13 protein-coding genes are annotated in these 17,363 nt (G+C 62.0%); 7 read left to right on the top strand and 6 right to left on the bottom strand.

What is annotated here, in order from left to right; all coding sequences use genetic code 11:
• Nucleotides 1-108 precede the first annotated feature (108 nt).
• From parC to ftsP, 3 genes are all read left to right on the top strand, one after another.
• Entirely contained in the window at nucleotides 109-2,382 is a 2,274-nt protein-coding gene (gene parC, locus ACUXAC_RS19485) for a DNA topoisomerase IV subunit A (protein ID WP_025304301.1), read from the top strand.
• Nucleotides 2,383-2,628: 246 nt separating this feature from the next.
• Complete coding sequence (locus ACUXAC_RS19490) at nucleotides 2,629-3,363, top strand: 1-acylglycerol-3-phosphate O-acyltransferase (RefSeq protein WP_004937266.1); 735 nt, start codon at nucleotides 2,629-2,631, stop codon at nucleotides 3,361-3,363.
• Nucleotides 3,364-3,495: 132 nt separating this feature from the next.
• Nucleotides 3,496-4,911: a cell division protein FtsP gene (gene ftsP, locus ACUXAC_RS19495; RefSeq protein WP_049198460.1), complete on the top strand. Its 1,416-nt coding sequence runs from the start codon at nucleotides 3,496-3,498 to the stop codon at nucleotides 4,909-4,911.
• Nucleotides 4,912-4,928: 17 nt separating this feature from the next.
• Here the strand turns inward: ftsP and ACUXAC_RS19500 are convergent, their stop codons facing one another.
• A complete protein-coding gene (locus tag ACUXAC_RS19500) occupies nucleotides 4,929-5,840 on the bottom strand; it encodes a LysR family transcriptional regulator (protein ID WP_060419760.1) in 912 nt (303 codons plus the stop codon).
• A gap of 137 nt (nucleotides 5,841-5,977) precedes the next feature.
• Between ACUXAC_RS19500 and xapA the strand changes: the two genes are divergently transcribed.
• Nucleotides 5,978-6,799: a xanthosine phosphorylase gene (gene xapA / locus ACUXAC_RS19505; protein ID WP_070915369.1), complete on the top strand. Its 822-nt coding sequence runs from the start codon at nucleotides 5,978-5,980 to the stop codon at nucleotides 6,797-6,799.
• Nucleotides 6,800-6,880: 81 nt separating this feature from the next.
• Nucleotides 6,881-8,131 carry a nucleoside permease gene (locus ACUXAC_RS19510; RefSeq protein ID WP_387444964.1) on the top strand — a complete coding sequence of 417 codons (1,251 nt, stop codon included), beginning with the start codon at nucleotides 6,881-6,883 and terminating at the stop codon, nucleotides 8,129-8,131.
• A 34-nt stretch (nucleotides 8,132-8,165) separates the two neighbouring features.
• On the opposite strand, the gene ACUXAC_RS19515 is transcribed toward ACUXAC_RS19510, so the two are convergent.
• Entirely contained in the window at nucleotides 8,166-9,098 is a 933-nt protein-coding gene (locus ACUXAC_RS19515; RefSeq protein WP_387444962.1) for a PfkB family carbohydrate kinase, read from the bottom strand.
• Nucleotides 9,095-10,492 carry a purine-cytosine permease family protein gene (locus ACUXAC_RS19520; RefSeq protein ID WP_025304294.1) on the bottom strand — a complete coding sequence of 466 codons (1,398 nt, stop codon included), beginning with the start codon at nucleotides 10,490-10,492 and terminating at the stop codon, nucleotides 9,095-9,097. The genes ACUXAC_RS19515 and ACUXAC_RS19520 overlap by 4 nt, the downstream gene beginning before the upstream one ends.
• 658 nt (nucleotides 10,493-11,150) lie before the next feature.
• On the opposite strand from ACUXAC_RS19520, the gene ACUXAC_RS19525 reads away from it, so the two are divergent.
• Both ACUXAC_RS19525 and ACUXAC_RS19530 read left to right on the top strand, forming a co-directional pair.
• Nucleotides 11,151-11,885 carry a GntR family transcriptional regulator gene (locus ACUXAC_RS19525; protein ID WP_060424777.1) on the top strand — a complete coding sequence of 245 codons (735 nt, stop codon included), beginning with the start codon at nucleotides 11,151-11,153 and terminating at the stop codon, nucleotides 11,883-11,885.
• Between the two features lie 80 nt (nucleotides 11,886-11,965).
• Nucleotides 11,966-14,134, top strand: coding sequence for a YgiQ family radical SAM protein (locus tag ACUXAC_RS19530; protein ID WP_060424780.1), 2,169 nt, complete (start codon nucleotides 11,966-11,968; stop codon nucleotides 14,132-14,134).
• Nucleotides 14,135-14,197: 63 nt separating this feature from the next.
• Here ACUXAC_RS19530 and ACUXAC_RS19535 read toward each other — a convergent pair whose 3' ends face one another.
• From ACUXAC_RS19535 to yqhD, 3 genes are all read right to left on the bottom strand, one after another.
• On the bottom strand, nucleotides 14,198-14,803 hold the full coding sequence (locus tag ACUXAC_RS19535) for a transglycosylase SLT domain-containing protein (RefSeq protein WP_089186466.1): 606 nt from the start codon (nucleotides 14,801-14,803) through the stop codon (nucleotides 14,198-14,200).
• Nucleotides 14,804-14,945: 142 nt separating this feature from the next.
• Entirely contained in the window at nucleotides 14,946-15,752 is an 807-nt protein-coding gene (gene dkgA / locus ACUXAC_RS19540; RefSeq protein WP_454266852.1) for a 2,5-didehydrogluconate reductase DkgA, read from the bottom strand.
• 305 nt (nucleotides 15,753-16,057) lie between these two features.
• Nucleotides 16,058-17,221: an alcohol dehydrogenase gene (gene yqhD, locus ACUXAC_RS19545; protein WP_049196195.1), complete on the bottom strand. Its 1,164-nt coding sequence runs from the start codon at nucleotides 17,219-17,221 to the stop codon at nucleotides 16,058-16,060.
• Nucleotides 17,222-17,363 lie beyond the last annotated feature (142 nt).

Raw genomic sequence — 17,363 nt, forward strand, 5'->3', positions numbered from 1 at the left:
ACTGTGACAGCCACCCCGCAGATGGGTTACTATCGCGGGCAGAATCGACAAGCGATGCCTTATTGTCGTCCAGGGATTGCCAAGCCACGGTCTGAGGATAATTGAGTAATGAGTGATCTGACTCATGACGGTGTAGAGCGTTTACCGCTGCACACATTCACTGAAAACGCCTATCTGAACTATTCCATGTACGTCATCATGGATCGGGCGTTGCCGTACATTGGCGACGGCTTGAAACCGGTACAACGCCGCATCATCTACGCCATGTCTGAGCTGGGGCTGAACAACAGCGCCAAATTTAAGAAATCCGCCCGTACCGTGGGCGACGTGCTGGGTAAATACCACCCGCACGGCGACAGCGCGTGTTATGAAGCCATGGTGCTGATGGCGCAGCCGTTCTCGTACCGCTATCCGCTGGTGGACGGCCAGGGGAACTGGGGGGCGCCGGACGATCCCAAGTCGTTTGCGGCGATGCGTTATACCGAATCGCGCCTTTCCAAATATGCCGAAGTGCTGCTGGCCGAGCTGGGGCAGGGCACCGTCGACTGGATCCCGAACTTTGACGGCACGTTGCAAGAGCCGAAGATGTTGCCGGCGCGCCTGCCGAATATCCTGCTGAACGGCACCACCGGCATCGCCGTCGGCATGGCGACCGACATTCCGCCGCACAACGTGCGCGAAGTCGCGGCGGCGGCGGTGGCGCTGCTCGACAAGCCGGGCGCCTCGCTCGATGACCTGCTCGAATTCGTGCAGGGGCCGGACTTCCCGACTGAAGCCGAGATCATCACCCCGCGCGATGAAATCCGCAAAATTTACCAGAGCGGCCGCGGCTCGGTGCGCATGCGCGCCGTGTGGAAGAAAGAAGACGGCAGCGCGGTGATCACCGCCTTACCGCACCAGGTGTCCGGCGCCAAGGTGCTGGAGCAGATCGCCAGCCAGATGCGCGCCAAGAAGCTGCCGATGGTCGAAGATCTGCGCGATGAATCCGACCACGAAAACCCGACGCGTCTGGTGATCGTGCCGCGCTCCAACCGTATCGATCTGGAACAGGTGATGAACCACCTGTTCGCCACCACCGATCTGGAGCGCAGCTACCGCATCAACATGAACATGATCGGTCTGGATAACCGCCCGCAGGTCAAAGGGCTGGTGGAGATCCTCACCGAATGGCTGGCCTACCGTCGCGACACGGTGCGCCGCCGCCTGAACTACCGCCTCGAGAAAGTGCTGAAACGCCTGCATATCCTCGAAGGTTTGCTGGTGGCGTTCCTCAACATCGACGAGGTGATCCACATCATCCGCAGCGAGGATGAACCGAAGCCGGTGCTGATGCAGCGTTTCGGCATCTCCGACACCCAGGCGGAAGCGATCCTCGAGCTGAAACTGCGTCACCTGGCCAAGCTGGAAGAGGTCAAGATCCGCGGCGAGCAGGATGAGCTGGCGAAAGAGCGCGATCAGCTGCAGGCGCTACTGGCGTCCGAGCGCAAGCTGAACACGCTGATTAAGAAAGAGATCCAGGCCGACGCGCAGACCTACGGCGACGATCGCCGTTCGCCGCTGACCGAGCGTGCGGAAGCCAAGGCGATGAGCGAGCACGACTTCGTGCCGTCCGAGCCGGTGACCATCGTGCTGTCTGAAATGGGCTGGGTGCGCAGCGCCAAGGGCCACGACATCGATCCGGCCGGCCTGAGCTACAAGGCCGGCGACAGCTTCCGCGGCGCGGCGCGCGGCAAGAGCAACCAGCCGGTGGTGTTCATCGACTCCACCGGGCGCAGCTACGCGCTCGATCCGATGACGCTGCCTTCGGCGCGCGGGCAGGGCGAGCCGCTGACCGGCAAGCTGACGCCGCCGCCGGGCGCCACCATTGAGCAGGTGCTGATGGCGGCCGACGATCAGAAGCTGCTGATGGCGTCCGATGCCGGTTACGGCTTCGTTTGCACCTTCAACGATCTGGTGGCGCGCAACCGCGCCGGCAAGGTGATGATCACGCTGCCGGACAACGCCAGGGCGCTGCCGCCGATGGAGATCCACGGCGCAGACGACATGCTGCTGTCGATCACCGCCGCCGGGCGCATGCTGATGTTCCCGGTTGCCGATCTGCCGCAGCTGTCGAAGGGCAAAGGCAACAAGATCGTCTCCATTCCGGCAGCCCAGGCGGCGGCCGGTGAAGACAAGCTGGCCTGGCTGTTCGTGCTGCCGCCGCAGGCGTCCGTCACGCTGCACGTCGGCAAACGCAAGCTGACGCTGCGGCCGGAAGATCTGCAGAAGTTCCGTGCAGAGCGCGGTCGCAAGGGCACCCAGCTGCCGCGCGGCCTGCAGCGTATCGATCGCGTTGAAGTGGATGCGCCGGTGCGGGCGTCGGGCGGCGACAGCGAAGAGTAAGCGTTGGCGCTAGCGTTAACGGGCGGTCGCAGCATGCTGTGGCCGCCTTATTTATTTTTGCTGGCGTTTATTTTCCAAATAGTTAACATTTCTGCGCATAAAATTATTGTGCGTATTGCCGGCTGGCGGGAAAATAGCGAGAAAGGCAGGCGACATCGGCGTGCTTATCGCCTGGCCGGCAAATAATGAGTAAAGGAATCTGCGCAGCGAAGTAAACTGCGTTGGCAGTGTGCTAATGAGGTTGTTATGTTATTGATTTTGCGTGCCGTTCTCGCCACTCTTTTCTGTATTCTGGTGTGTATTTTCGGTTCTGTTTATTGCTTGTTCAGCCCGCGCAATCCCCGCCATGTGGCGACCTTCGGCCACCTTTTCGGCCGCCTGTCGACGCTGTTCGGCATCAAGGTTGAAACCCGCGTGCCGGCCGATGCGGCCAACAACGGCAACTGCATCTATATCGCCAACCACCAAAATAACTACGACATGGTGACGGCCTCGAATATCGTGCAGCCGCGCACCGTGACCGTCGGTAAAAAAAGTCTGGTGTGGATCCCGTTTTTCGGCCCGCTGTATTGGCTGACCGGTAATCTGCTGATAGATCGTGATAATCGCGCCAAGGCGCACGGCACCATCGCCCAGGTGGCGGAGCAGTTCAAAAAGAAAGACATTTCGATCTGGATGTTCCCGGAAGGGACCCGCAGCCGCGGTCGCGGGCTGATGCCGTTTAAAACCGGTGCGTTCCACGCGGCCATCGCCGCCGGCGTGCCGATTGTGCCGATCTGCGTATCGACCACTAGCGGTAATATAAATCTTAATCGCTGGAATAACGGTCATGTGATCGTCGAGATGTTGGCGCCGGTGGATACCAGCAAATACGGTAAAGAAAACGTGCGCGAGCTGGCGGCCCATTGCCGCGAGCTGATGGAGGCGAAGATCGCCGAATTGGACGCCGAAGTCGCCCAGCGCAACGCCGCCAAAAAATAAGAGTCTACCGGCTTCAAAGAATACGTTTTTAATTGGCGTTCAGCGCCGTTAACGCCTGAGCGCCTGCTAATCTTGATTGGCGGGCGTTTGGGTTTTGCACACGGTTTAGTTATTGCTTTTCATGGAGAAAATATGTCACTCAGTCGACGTCAGTTTTTACAGGCATCGGGCCTGGCGCTGTGCGCGAGCGCCGTGCCGCTGAGGGCAGAGGCGAGCGGAACGCAGACCCCATTACCCATTCCGCCGCTGCTGGAGTCTCGCCGCGGTCAGCCGCTGTTCCTGACCCTGCAGCGTGCCCACTGGGCGTTTATGGATAACCGCAAAGCGGCGGTGTGGGGCGTCAACGGCATGTATTTGGGGCCGACGGTGCGGGTTTACAGCGGCGACGACGTCAAGCTGATCTACAGCAACCGCCTGCAGGAGCCGGTGGCGATGACCGTCAGCGGGCTGCAGGTGCCGGGCACGCTGATGGGCGGCGCGCCGCGCATGATGTCGCCGAACGTCGACTGGTCGCCGGTGCTGCCTATTCGTCAGGCGGCAGCCACCTGCTGGTACCACGCCAACACGCCGAACCGCATGGCGCCGCACGTTTACAACGGGCTGGCCGGGCTGTGGCTGGTGGAAGATGCCGTCAGCAAAGCGCTGCCGCTGCCCAACCACTACGGCGTCGACGATTTCCCGCTGATCATTCAGGACAAGCGCTTCGATAACTTCGGCACGCCGCAATACGATGCGCCGTCGCAGGGCGGCTTCGTCGGCGATACGCTGTTGGTCAACGGCGTGCAAAACCCGTATGTCGAAGTGTCGCGCGGCTGGGTGCGTTTGCGCCTGCTTAACGCCTCCAACGCGCGCCGCTATACCCTGCAGCTCAGCGACGGGCGCCCATTCAACGTGATCGCCAGCGATCAGGGCTTCCTGCCCGCGCCGGTCGCGGTGCAGCAGCTGTCGCTGGCGCCGGGCGAACGCCGGGAAGTGCTGATCGACATGTCGAAGGGCGACGAGGTGACCATCACCGCCGGTGAAGCGGCGGGCATCATGGATCGCCTGCGCGGCCTGTTCGAGCCGTCGAGCATTCTGGTGTCCACCCAGGTGCTGACGCTGCGCCCGACCGGCCTGCTGCCGCTGGTGACCGACAACCTGCCGATGCGCCTGCTGGCGGATCAGCTGTTGGACGGCAGCGCCAGCCGCACCCGCGATTTCCGCCTGGGCGACGGCGGCGTTGGCATCAACGGCGCGATTTGGGATATGAACCGCATCGACGTGCAGGCGCAGCAAGGCACCTGGGAACGCTGGAACATTCATGCGGATACGCCGCAGTCATTCCATATTCAGGGCGTGCAGTTCCTGATCAAACGCGTCAACGGCGCGCAGCCGATGGCGGAAGATCGCGGCTGGAAGGACACCGTCTGGGTCGATGGCGACGTCGAGCTGCTGGTGTATTTCAACCAACCTACCTCCGAACACTTCCCGTTCCTGTATTACAGCCAGACGCTGGAAATGGCCGATCGCGGCACCGCCGGCCAGCTGATGGTGCAGCCGACGATGTAATCTGCGCTGCGGGCCGCTTACGGCGCCCGCAGCATCTCCAAAAAGGCCTGCACCACCGGTGTGATGCTGTCGGCGCGGTAAACCGCATACAGATCCGCCGGCGGCGCCTGTTGCAGCGAGCAAAAGCGGACGCCGGGCCACGGAATGCGGCCGTAGCTGTCCGGCAGCAGCGTAATGCCGCAGCCTTCCGCCACCAGCGCCAGCAGGGTTTGCGGCTCGTTGACCTGATAAGCGACGTCCGGCAAGAATCCTTGCTGCAGACACAGATTGTGCAGATACAGCCCCAGGCTGGCCTCATGCGGCGGCAGCACGATGAAGCTATCGTTCTGCAGCGCCGCCAGCGGGATGTTTTCCTGCTGCGCCAGCGGATGATCGAGCGGCAGCACCACGGCGATGCTTTCGCTTGCCAACCGTTGGCAGGTCAACCCCGGCAGCGTCTGCTGCTGCGCCTCTCGCCAGACCCCGATATCGATATGCCGCTTTTGCAGCGCGGCGATTTGCTGGCTGGGCGTCAGCTCGTTCAACGACCAGGTGACGCCGGCGCTTTGCTCGCTGAACCGCCGCAGCGCCGCGATCAGGCCGCCCCAGGCCGAGGTGCCGACCATGCCGACCACCATGTGGCCGCCTTCGCCGCGCCCCATCTGTTGCACCTGATGCAGCGCGCTGTCGGCCTGATCCAGCAGCCGCTCGACGTTGCGCAGCAGCGTGCGGCCGGCCGGCGTCAGCGTCATGGAGCGGGTGGTGCGTTTGAACAGCACCACGCCGAGCTGGCTCTCCAACTCCTTGATGTGCTTGCTGAGCGGCGGCTGTGACATATTCAGCCGCCGAGCCGCCTGGGTGAAGTTCATCTCTTCCGCCACCACGCGGAAATAGTGCAGCAGGCGGAAGTTAATCCGGCCGGGATCGGGCAGGGCATGGGGCTGATTCATCCGGGATATCGTCTCCTTGTGACGCAGCTCAACTTATAGGTAAATGGAATAAATCGGCCGCCAAGAATGTATTGGTCTCGGCTGAGCCTCGCTCTCTACTATGGGGATTATTATCCCCCGCTGAAAGAGAGAATACGATGTTTAATCAAGAAGATGCTTTTACCTGCGCCGATGTCGTCCGCGCACGCCTGCCGGATTTCCAGCCGAAAGCGGCCTTGATTCTCGGCTCCGGGCTTGGCGCCCTGGCGGAGGTGATGACCGAAACCGTCACCATCGACTACGCGGAGCTGCCGGGCTTTCCGGTGAGCGGCGTCGCCGGCCATGCCGGGCAGCTGGTCGCCGGCAAGCTGGAGGGCGTACCGGTATTGTGCATGAAAGGGCGCGGTCATTTCTATGAAGGGCGCGGCATGCAGGTGATGACCACCGCGGTGCGCACCTTCAAACTGCTGGGCTGCGAATTCCTGCTGGCGACCAACGCCGCTGGTTCGCTGCGCCGCTCGGTGGCGCCGGGCAGCCTGGTGGCCATTACCGATCACATCAACTTCATGCCGGAATCGCCGCTGGTCGGCGCCAACGACGAGCGCTTCGGGCCGCGCTTCTTCAGCCTGGCAAACGCCTACGATCGCGATCTGCGCGCCCAGCTGGCGGCGGTGGCCGAAAGCGCGGGCATCCCGCTGGCGGAAGGGGTATTCGCCGCCTACACCGGGCCGAATTTCGAAACGCCGGCGGAGATCCGCATGATGCAGACCCTGGGCTGCGACGTGGTGGGGATGTCGATCGTGCCGGAAGTCCTGACGGCGCGCCACTGCGGCCTCAAGGTGCTGGTGGTATCCGCGATGACCAACTACGCCGAAGGGCTGTCGGATACGCCGCTCTCCCATGAACAAACGCTCAGCTGCGCGGCGCTGGCGGCGGACGATTTCATGCGCCTGATCCGCGAGCTGTTCAAAACGCTGTAATAGCGCAAGCAAACCGGCGGCGGGCTGCAGGGGGCCTGCCGCATCAATCATCGTTGAAAGCATAATAACAAGGTGATGGCGATGGCGATAAAAACACGATTGAAAGTCATGATTTTCCTGCAGTTCTTTATCTGGGGTGCCTGGCTGGTCACGCTGGGCTCCTACATGATTAACACGCTGCATTTCAGCGGCATGCAGGTGGGGATGGTTTACAGCGCCAAAGGCATCGCTGCGCTGATCATGCCGGGGCTGGCGGGCATCATTGCCGATCGGTGGATGAAGGCCAACTCTCTGTATGCGCTTTGCCACCTGCTCGGGGCGCTGGCGCTGTACTGCGCGGCGCAGGTCGAGCAACCGATGCTGATGTTCTGGGTGATGCTGTTCAACGCCATGGTCTATATGCCGACCATCGCGCTCTCCAACGCCATTTCCTATTTTTGCCTCGAGAAGCACGGCTTTGACACGGTGAAGGACTTTCCGCCGGTGCGGGTGTACGGCACGGTGGGGTTCATTCTGGCGATGTGGCTGGTCGGCTTTAGCCAAATTGAGCTCAGCAATCTGCAGCTGTACCTGGCTTCTGCGGCGTCGCTGCTGCTGTCCGCCTATTCGCTGACGCTGCCGCGCTGCCCGACCAACCGCGCGGCCGAGTCAAAGAGCTGGGTGAGCGTGTTGGGGCTGGATGCGCTGGTGCTGTTCCGCCAGCGGCGCATGGCGCTGTTTTTCCTGTTCGCCATGTTGCTTGGGGCGGCGCTGCAGATAACCAATACCTTCGGCAACCCGTTCCTGCACGATCTGTCGCTCAATCCGCTGTATCAGGACAGCCTCAGCGTCCGGTATCCGGCGGTGCTGCTGTCGCTGTCGCAGATCTCCGAAGTGTTCTTTATCCTCACCATTCCCTTCTTCCTGCGCCGTTACGGCATCAAGCAGGTGATGCTGATCAGCATGGCGGCCTGGACGCTGCGTTTCCTGTTCCTGGCGTACGGCACGCCGGTCGGCTTTGGTTTCGTTCTGCTGCTGCTGTCGATGATCGTCTACGGCTGTGCGTTCGACTTCTTTAATATCTCCGGCGCCATCTTCGTCGAGAAAGAGGCCGATCACCGCATCCGCGCCAGCGCGCAGGGGCTGTTCATGACTATGGTGAACGGGTTGGGCGCCTATCTCGGGGCGCTTGCCAGCGGCGAGGTGGTGGACTTCTTCAGCCATGACGGCGTGAAAGACTGGCAGAGCATCTGGCTGGTGTTTGCGCTGTATACGCTGGTGCTGGGGATCGTGTTCGCGTTGACCTTCAACTACCGCCACTCGCCGCAGGAGAGCGCGGTGGCGGCGCAGTAAGGCAGGGGGCGCAGCCTGGCTGCGCCCTGAAACGTCAGGCCTGCGGGAAGCGCTGTTGCAACTGCTGCCAGTCCGGCGGATTGGCGGCCCCGAGGCTGGCCACCACGCAAGCAGCGACCCGGTTGGCCAGATCGACCGCCTGCGGCAGCGGCCAGCCGGCGGACAGGCCCGTCAGTAAACCGGCGCAGTGGGCATCGCCCGCGCCGATGGTGTCGACCACGTCTACCGGATAGGCGGGAACGTGCAGCGGCGGCGTGCGGCCGTCGCAGATCCATGCGCCGTCGCGATCCAGGCGGCAGATCAGCGTCAGATTACGGGCGGCGGCATAGCGCTGCGCGGCCTCCACGGCGTCGCCGGCGCCGCACAGCGCGGCCACTTCGTCGCGGTTGAGCGTCAATAGGGTGTGGCTGTCGCTGAGCATGGCGAAGAAATCTTCGCTGAGCTGAGCAATGCGCGGGCCGGGATCGATCAGGCGCGGTTGGTCAAACGGCATGCGCGTCAGCCACTCGCGCAGCGCTTCGCCGCTTTCGCCCGCCAGCTCGTAGCCGCTGGCGTAGATCAGGGTGTGCTCCGTCAGCGGCAGCGTCGCCAGCTGCGCTTTATTCCATTGGCTTTCGCAACCGGAAACCGTGATGAAGGTGCGTTCGCCGTCCGGCTCCACCAGCGCCAGGCACCAGCCGTTGTCCATCTGGCCGTGGCGCAACAGCACCTCCAGCCCCAGCTCGCCCATGGCGGCTTCGGCAGCCGCGCCCCATTCGCCGTTGCCAACCGGCATGCCGTTAATCACCGGCGTTTCCAGGCGCACCAGCGCGCGCGCCACGTTGAACGCGCAGCCGCCGATTTGCCGCGCCTGCGGCTGGGCTTCGATATCTTCGCCGCTGGTCGGCAGGCGCGGCAGCGTCATCACCAGATCGCCGACCGCGCCCCCAATAACCAGGACAGGTGTTACAGCTTCCCACTCACTCATTGATGTTCTCTGCGTTGGGTCAGGTACAGACCGTAAGCGATCAGACTCACCGCGAACGACACAAACAGCCCCAGGCTGGAATCGGCGAACAAGCCTTTGGCCAGCGGGCCGTCGATAAAACCGGTTTTGGTGACCAGCAGGCCGCACAGGGCGCCGAGGAACCAGCAGAACAGCGGGGCTTTGCGCACGCCGCGGTTCTGGCCATGCAGGCCGTACAAAGCGTTGCCATCATACCCGTGGCGGCGGCGCAGGCACAGGTAATCGAGCAGGAAAATCGCCTCCCAGGCCGCCAGGAAGACGCCGCAGAACACCAGGAAGGAGATGAACGGCCCCATGAAATCGCCGGAGATGAACAGCACATACAGGGCGATGCCCAGCACTACGACCGCGTCGATCGACACCGCCAGCCATTGTTTGACCTGCACGCCGATGGTCAGCAGGTTAAGGCTGGCGGAATACAGGCTAAGCACCGCGATGGTGACGATGCCGGCGGTGGCGGCCAGCAGATAAGGGATCGCCATCCAGGCGGGCAGCACGGAGCCTATCAGCGCGATGGGGTTGGCGGCGCTGGCCAGATCGGGCAGCTGCACGGAAAGCAGGATGCCGGCCAGCATCAGCAGCATCAGCGGCAAACAGGCGCCGCCCATTACCGCGGCGAAAATGCTTTTGCTCGACGAGCTCGGGCTTTGATAGCGGCTGTAATCGGCGCCGGCAATCGCCCAACTGATGCCAGTGCCGGCGGCGATCACCGATACCGCCGGCAGGAAGCCGGTCAACCAGCTGCCGGAAGGCAGCGCCAGCACCTGGCTCCACTCGGTGTTGAACAGGATATAGAGCACCACGATCAGCGTCATGGTGCCGAAGATGCGGCTGAACCAGCTTTGCATCCAGACCACGGTATTTTGCCCCAGCAGGCTGACGACGACAGTGAGCCCGCCGAACAGCAGCAGGCTGAGCGCGGTCAGCAGGTGGCTGCTACCCAACCCGAAGGCCTCGAACAGCGCCGCCAGCGTCAGGGTGCCGGTGATCACATTGACCGCTTCCCAGCCCATCAGGTTGATCCAACTGAACAGGGTGGGCGCCACGTTGCCCTTCAGGCCGAAAATCACCCGCGAGAGCGTCAGCGTAGAGGTGCGCCCGCGCTTGCCGGCGAAGCTGGTGAGGCCGACCAGCACGAAGCTGGCGACGCCGACCAGCGCGGCGAGTACCGATTGCAGGAAGGATAAGCCGAAGCCGACGATAATGGCGCCGTACACCACGCCGAGAATGCCGATATTGGCCGCCGACCAGATCCAAAACAGCTCGATGGGCTTGCCGGTCTGTTCCGCGTCCGGCACCCGATCGATACCGGTGCTTTCTACCTTCCATGCTTCATTGCGATTGATATCGGTCATAGCAAATGATCCCTGTAGCGCAGGGCCGCGAGGGCCGCCGCAGTTGACTGAAAATCGATTCCGTTGGCGCGGTTGACGCCGGCTATTCCGTTGTCGGTGAAGACGCCGATTCCGCGCACTGTGTAGCGGCTGAGACCGCCGGGTCTGTCAAAATGAGGGCGGTATCCGCCTGATCGGGTGAGGCACGTCGGCCGCACGGCGCCAATGAGTGTAGTCAAAGAGTGGGTCTGCAGCGGGGTTTGGCGAAGCGGGAACGTTTCTATTTGCCGACATCGATCCGTTGCGCCCACCGCAAGGGGATCCTGTGATGTGGCTATGAGCAGTGAGCAAGCTATCCATTAGCTACGTTGCTTATTCTCGGCCGTTTGTGCTGACAGTATATCCCCGCTACCGGCCATCAAGGGTATCCTTTAGGGCTGGCAGCGGGTTTTTTATTGTTTTTAAAGTGGGTCCCTGGTGTTGGTGCGATTGATGTATCAACATCAATAAGCACAGATTACGCGCGATCTAGATCCAATGAAAGTCCATTAGGCAAAAATTGTGATGCCACTCTGAAAACATTAGCGATATTTTAGTTAAGGTGAGGGGCTTATCGCCGGATCGGCGATAGGATAAAAAACGAAATCCAGACAAATGGCATAGGTAAGAGGGCGGGCGAATGACGGATTTTATGGCCTGGCTGCGTGGCCATCTGGCGCAGGGGGCGGTAGCGCCGCGTTATATTCAGCTGGCGACGGCGATAGAAACCGCAATCAGGCAGCAGGTGTTGGCGGCGGAGGCGTTTTTGCCGCCGGAACGGCAGATGGCGGAAGGCCTGGGGCTGTCGCGCGTCACCGTCAGCAAGGCGATGAAGCTGCTGGAGGAGAAGGGGCTGATTTCGCGGCAGCAGGGCGTTGGCACCCGCGTGGCGATGCGCATCGGCTATTCCCTCGATAAGGACAGCGGTTTCACCGCTCAGGCGCTGCGCCACGGCAGCAGCGTCAGTAACCGATGGTTGCTGCGCACCCGGGTCGGCGCGCCGGCCAAGGCCGCGGCGGCGCTGGGGCTGGCGGAGGGGGATGAGGTGATCAAACTGCGGCGTTTGCGCTTGCTGAACGGCAGTCCGGTCTCGCTGGAAACCACCTATATTCCGCCGCGTTTCCTGCCCGAACCGGGGCAGTTGGAGCATTCGCTGTATGCGTTATGGCAATCGCGCGGCATCGTGCCTGAAGATAAACACTTTCTGCTGAAGGCGGTGTCCTGCAGCGACGAGGTCGCCGAGCTGCTCAACGTGCCGTGCGGCGCGCCGTTGTTGCACATCACCCAGACCAGCCGCAATGCCCAGGGCGAGGCGCTGGAGTTCAGCGATATTTTGTGTCGCAGCGACGTTTATGAATTCGAAGTGAACGGTTAGCGAAATAACCATGCTCTTTTTGCTGCTAGTGCGTATAATCGCCGCCCGGCGATTAATTAACCTGTAAAAAGAGCAGCAGAATGAGCACCACCAGCCTGATCCAACCCGATCGTGAACTGTTTTCCTATAAGCCTTATTGGGCGGAATGTTTTGGCACCGCGCCGTTTTTACCGATGTCGCGAGCAGAGATGGATCAACTGGGCTGGGACAGCTGCGACGTGATCATCATCAGCGGCGACGCCTATGTCGATCACCCGAGCTTCGGCATGGCGATCATCGGCCGCATGCTGGAAGCGCAGGGCTTCCGCGTCGGCATCATCGCGCAGCCGGACTGGAGCAACAAAGAAGATTTCATGCGGTTGGGGAAACCGAACCTGTTCTTCGGCATCACCGCCGGCAACATGGACTCGATGATCAACCGCTATACCGCCGATCGCAAACTGCGCCACGACGATGCTTACACCGCCGGCAACGTCGGCGGCAAACGCCCGGATCGCGCTACCCTGGTTTACAGCCAGCGTTGTAAAGAAGCCTACAAAGACGTGCCGATCGTGCTGGGCGGCATCGAAGCCAGCCTGCGCCGCATCGCCCACTACGATTACTGGTCTGATACCGTGCGCCGCTCGGTGCTGGTGGATTCCAAAGCCGACATGCTGATCTACGGCAACGGCGAACGCCCGCTGGTGGAAGTGGCGCATCGCCTGGCCGCCGGCGAGAAGATCGGCGACATCCACGATATTCGCAATACCGCGGTGATGCGCAAAGAAGCGCTGCCGGGCTGGAGCGGCGTGGATTCCACCCGTCTCGACAAGCCGGGCCGCATCGAAGCTATCCCGAACCCGTACGGCGACGATCTGCCGTGCGCCGACGGCGCCAAGCCGAAAGAGCCGGAAGCCAAGCCTGTCACCGTGCGCGCCGCCAAGCCGAAGCCGTGGGAGAAGACCTACGTGCTGCTGCCGTCCTTCGAGAAAGTGAAGGGCGACAAGGTGCTGTATGCGCACACCTCGCGCATTTTGCACCATGAAACCAACCCGGGCTGCGCCCGTGCGCTGATGCAGAAACACGGTGACCGCTACGTGTGGATCAACCCGCCGGCGATCCCGCTGACCACGCCGGAGATGGACAGCGTCTTCGCGCTGCCTTATCAGCGCGTGCCGCATCCGTCCTACGGCCAGGATCGCATTCCGGCCTATGACATGATCCGTTTCTCGGTGAACATCATGCGCGGTTGCTACGGCGGCTGCTCGTTCTGTTCGATCACCGAGCACGAAGGGCGCATCATCCAGAGCCGTTCGGAAGATTCGATCGTTCGCGAAATCGAAGAGATCCGCGACAAGGTGCCGGGCTTTACCGGCGTGATCTCCGATCTCGGCGGCCCGACCGCCAACATGTATATGCTGCGCTGCACCAACCCGCGCGCCGAGCAGACCTGCCGCCGCGCCTCGTGCGTGTATCCGGAGATTTGCACCTACATGGACACCAACCACGAGCCGACCATCAAACTGTATCGCCGTGCGCGTTCGCTGGAGGGCATCAAGAAGATCCTGATCGCTTCCGGGGTTCGTTACGATCTGGCGGTGGAAGATCCGCGTTATATCAAGGAGCTGGCGACCCACCACGTCGGCGGCTACTTGAAGATCGCGCCGGAGCACACCGAAGAAGGGCCGCTGTCGAAGATGATGAAGCCGGGCATGGGCAGCTACGATCGCTTCAAGCAGCTGTTTGATCACTATTCGAAGCAGGCGGGCAAAGAACAGTATCTGATCCCGTACTTCATCTCGTCGCACCCGGGCACCCGCGATGAAGACATGGTGAACCTGGCGCTGTGGCTGAAGAAGAACCGTTTCCGCCTCGATCAGGTGCAGAACTTCTATCCCTCGCCGATGGCCAACTCCACCACCATGTATTACAGCGGCAAAAACCCGCTGAGCAAGGTGGGGTACAAGAGCGAAGACGTGGTGGTGCCGCGCGGCGATCGCCAGCGTCGCCTGCATAAGGCGCTGCTGCGTTACCACGACCCGGCCAACTGGGCGCTGATCCGCACCGCGCTGGAAGAGATGGGGCTGAAGCACCTGATCGGCAGCCGCCGCGAGTGTCTGGTGCCAGCGCCGAGCATCGACGAACAGCGCGAAGCGAAACGCCTGCAGCGCCATACCCGGCCGGCGCTGACCAAGCATACCGATATCAATCGGCAGCGCACGCCGTCCAACCGGCCGCCGCGCAAACCGATTCGCAAAGCCAAGCCGTAACGGCCACGCCGCATGCGCAAACAAAAAGGAGAACCCTCGGGTTCTCCTTTTTACTTTTGCTCATCACAAACTATCGTAGGCGGCTTCCACTTTCATCAAATGGCGCGGCGCCTGCGGAGCGGGGTGGTATTTGCGCACGTGCCAGTTAAAGGCTTCCGGCGACAGGTTGTTGATCATCGCGATGGCCTGCTGACGGTTGCTGGAGAAGGTGCGCAGCAGCGCGCCGGTGCCGTTGACGTAGGCGATGATGGTGGCGTAGCGCAGCGTGACGGGATTCGCGATCCCTTTAAGCTGCTGTTTTTGCAAGGTGGCCAGGTAGGCGGCGCCGAGATCGATATTGGTGTCGGGATCCCGCAGGTCGTCATCGTCCGGGCAGCCGCGTTTGCCTTTGTAGCGGTAGGCATCGCAGCCGGCGGTATCGGCTTTCAGCTGCATCAGGCCGATAGCGTTGGACCTGCTCACCGCCGCGGGGTTGAAGCCGGACTCCACCTGGATCATGGCGGTGATCAGCTTGGCGTCCACGCCGTATTCGCTGGCGGCGTCTTTAATGGCGCTATCGAAAGCGTGGCGATCGTAGCTGACGCGCTGTTTCTTGCCGGCGCAACCCGCCAGCACCAGCATGACGCAAAGCATGCCCAGCCGTAACCCGTGTGAGAAAGAGAATTTCATGGTGCTCCGTGCTTGTCTGTTTTTTAACGGCGTTAACCGGCGGGCGAGGCCTCCGGCGTCGTCATCATAACGTCAGGCGGCGCAAGGGAGCAATGCGCGGGAAGGAAAAGCCCCCTCCGACGGGAGAGGGCTTGGGGAGGGGTTACAGGGTATCCGGATCCGGCCCGAGGCGGTTGCCGACGTCCAGCTTGGCGATCTCGCCCAGTTCGTCCTTATCGAGTTTGAAATCAAACACCTCGAAGTTTTCGCGGATGCGCGACGGCGTGACCGATTTCGGGATCACGATAAGGCCGCTGTCCAGGTGCCAGCGCACCACGATCTGCGCCGGGGTTTTCTCGTATTTCTCGGCCAGCGCCTTGATCAGCGGCTGGTCGAACACCCCTTCACCACCCTGCGCCAGCGGGCTCCAGGATTCGGTGGCGATATGGTGCGTGGCGTTCCAGGCGCGCAGCTGGCGCTGTTGCAGCAGCGGGTGTAGCTCTATCTGGTTGACGACCGGCGCCACGTTGGTTTCATCCAGCAGGCGCTGCAGGTGCGGCGTATGGAAGTTGCATACGCCGATGCTTTTGACCAGGCCTTGATCGCGCAGCTTGATCAGTTCGCGCCAGGCGGAGACGTATTGATCTTGCTGCGGGCGCGGCCAGTGGATCAGGTACAGATCCACATAGTCCAGCCTGAGTTTTTCCAAACTGGTTTCCAGCGCCGCCAGTGGATCGCCCTGATCGTCGTTCCACAGCTTGGTGGTGATGAACAGCTCGCTGCGCGGCAGCGAACTGGACTGCAGTGCGGCGCCGACGCCTTCCTCGTTCTTGTAGATCGCGGCGGTGTCGATGGAGCGGTAACCGATCTCCAGCGCTTTGCTCACCGCGCGGGTGGTCTCTTCAATACTCGCCTGCCAAACGCCGAGACCCAACTGCGGCATCAGATTACCATCGTGGAGTTTGATGATGGGTTGTTACGTTGTCATGCGCATCTCCTTGTGTACGGATTGCGGCGCCTGCGGCACCGAAACGGCTATAGATAAATTCTAGTTGGCAAAATGGGCGGTTGCCGGGTTTGCCAGCCTAATTTCAGCGGTGGCGGGAGGGCGACTTTTTCCCCGCTCTCCCTGCGAATGAGCGGTAAGACGGGTGGTGCGAAACGATCGGCGGCGCGCGGAGGCGCCCGACGGCACCCGGTGATCGGCCGGGCGCCGGATGCGGCGAAAAATGGCTGGCGGAGACTAAAGCCTAGCAAAAAATCGCCGTTTTGCGATTAACGCGCCGCTTCGTAAATGCGGCGGCTGACGTCCAGGGTGATGTCCTGATGCTCGCCCAGGGCGGTCATGCCGTGCTGATGCAGCTTGTCGAGCAGCGCCGGAATGCTGCTGCCGTCGAGCTGATAATCCGCCATGCGGGTCGGTACGCCCATCTGCTCGAAGAAGGCGCGAGTGGCGGCGATGGCGCCGTCGATGCGGCTGTCTTCGCTGCCTTCGCGCAGGCCCCAGACGCGGTCAGCGTACTGCAGCAGTTTTTCGCGCTTCTGCGCTTTCTTCTCGTGCAGCAGCGCCGGCAGTACGATGGCCAGCGTTTGCGCGTGGTCGAGATCGTGCATGGCGGTCAGCTCGTGGCCCAGCATGTGGGTCGCCCAGTCCTGCGGCACCCCGGCGCCGATCAGGCCGTTCAGCGCCATGGTGGCGCTCCACATCACGTTGGCGCGCACCCCATAGTTTTCCGGTTCGGCCAGCGCGCGCGGGCCGTCTTCCAGCAGGGTCAGCAGCAGGCCTTCGGCGAAGCGATCCTGCACCTTGGCGTCCACCGGGTAGGTCAGGTATTGCTCCAGGGTGTGCACGAAGGCGTCGACCACGCCGTTGGCGATCTGGCGCGGCGGCAGCGAGTAGGTCACCACCGGATCCAGTACGGCGAAGCGCGGCTGCACCAGCGGCGAGAAAAAGTGCTGCTTGTCGCCGCTGCTTTTACGGGTGATCACCGCGCCGCTGTTGGATTCGGAACCGGTGGCCGGCAGCGTCAGCACGCAGCCCATCGGCACCGCGTCGGCGATGTGGCTGCCGACGGTCTGCAGGATATGCCAGGCGTCGCCGTCGGCGGTGTAACGGGCGGCGGCGGCGATGAACTTGGTGCCGTCAACCACCGAACCACCGCCGACCGCCAGCAGGAAATCGATGTTTTCCGCCTTCACCACCTCGACCGCTTTCATCAGCGTTTCGTAGGTCGGGTTCGGCTCGATGCCGGAGAACTCCCGCACGTCGCGGCCGGCCAGCGCGCTGTACACCTGATCCAGCACGCCGTTCTTCTTCACGCTGCCGCCACCGTAGGTGATCAGGATGCGTGCGTCCGCCGGGATCTGGCCGGCCACTTCGGCAATTTGGTCCTTGCCGAACAGGATTTTGGTTGGGGTATGCAGAATGAAGTTTTGCATGGATGATTTCTCTCTTTCTGTCAGGCGGGCGCCAAAGTGGCGCAAAGGTTTCTGGCTCGTATTGTCAGGAACCTGGCGGCAACGCACAATGCACATTCCTGTTTGGTTCTTGCCTATTCCTACAAGTCGCTGTAGAAATGGC

It is taken from the genome of Serratia sp. 121840015-1 (assembly GCF_053627655.1).

Excerpts from the sequence above, each read along its gene's own strand:
- ACUXAC_RS19510 (WP_387444964.1), top strand. The coding sequence starts at position 6,881 with ATGGCGATAAAAACACGATTGAAAGTCATGATTTTCCTGCAGTTCTTT.
- ACUXAC_RS19490 (WP_004937266.1), top strand. The coding sequence starts at position 2,629 with ATGTTATTGATTTTGCGTGCCGTTCTCGCCACTCTTTTCTGTATTCTG.
- ACUXAC_RS19515 (WP_387444962.1), bottom strand. The coding sequence starts at position 9,098 with ATGAGTGAGTGGGAAGCTGTAACACCTGTCCTGGTTATTGGGGGCGCG.
- yqhD (WP_049196195.1), bottom strand. The coding sequence starts at position 17,221 with ATGCAAAACTTCATTCTGCATACCCCAACCAAAATCCTGTTCGGCAAG.
- ACUXAC_RS19530 (WP_060424780.1), top strand. The coding sequence starts at position 11,966 with ATGAGCACCACCAGCCTGATCCAACCCGATCGTGAACTGTTTTCCTAT.
- xapA (WP_070915369.1), top strand. The coding sequence starts at position 5,978 with ATGTTTAATCAAGAAGATGCTTTTACCTGCGCCGATGTCGTCCGCGCA.
- ACUXAC_RS19520 (WP_025304294.1), bottom strand. The coding sequence starts at position 10,492 with ATGACCGATATCAATCGCAATGAAGCATGGAAGGTAGAAAGCACCGGT.
- parC (WP_025304301.1), top strand. The coding sequence starts at position 109 with ATGAGTGATCTGACTCATGACGGTGTAGAGCGTTTACCGCTGCACACA.
- ACUXAC_RS19500 (WP_060419760.1), bottom strand. The coding sequence starts at position 5,840 with ATGAATCAGCCCCATGCCCTGCCCGATCCCGGCCGGATTAACTTCCGC.
- ACUXAC_RS19525 (WP_060424777.1), top strand. The coding sequence starts at position 11,151 with ATGACGGATTTTATGGCCTGGCTGCGTGGCCATCTGGCGCAGGGGGCG.
- ACUXAC_RS19535 (WP_089186466.1), bottom strand. The coding sequence starts at position 14,803 with ATGAAATTCTCTTTCTCACACGGGTTACGGCTGGGCATGCTTTGCGTC.
- ftsP (WP_049198460.1), top strand. The coding sequence starts at position 3,496 with ATGTCACTCAGTCGACGTCAGTTTTTACAGGCATCGGGCCTGGCGCTG.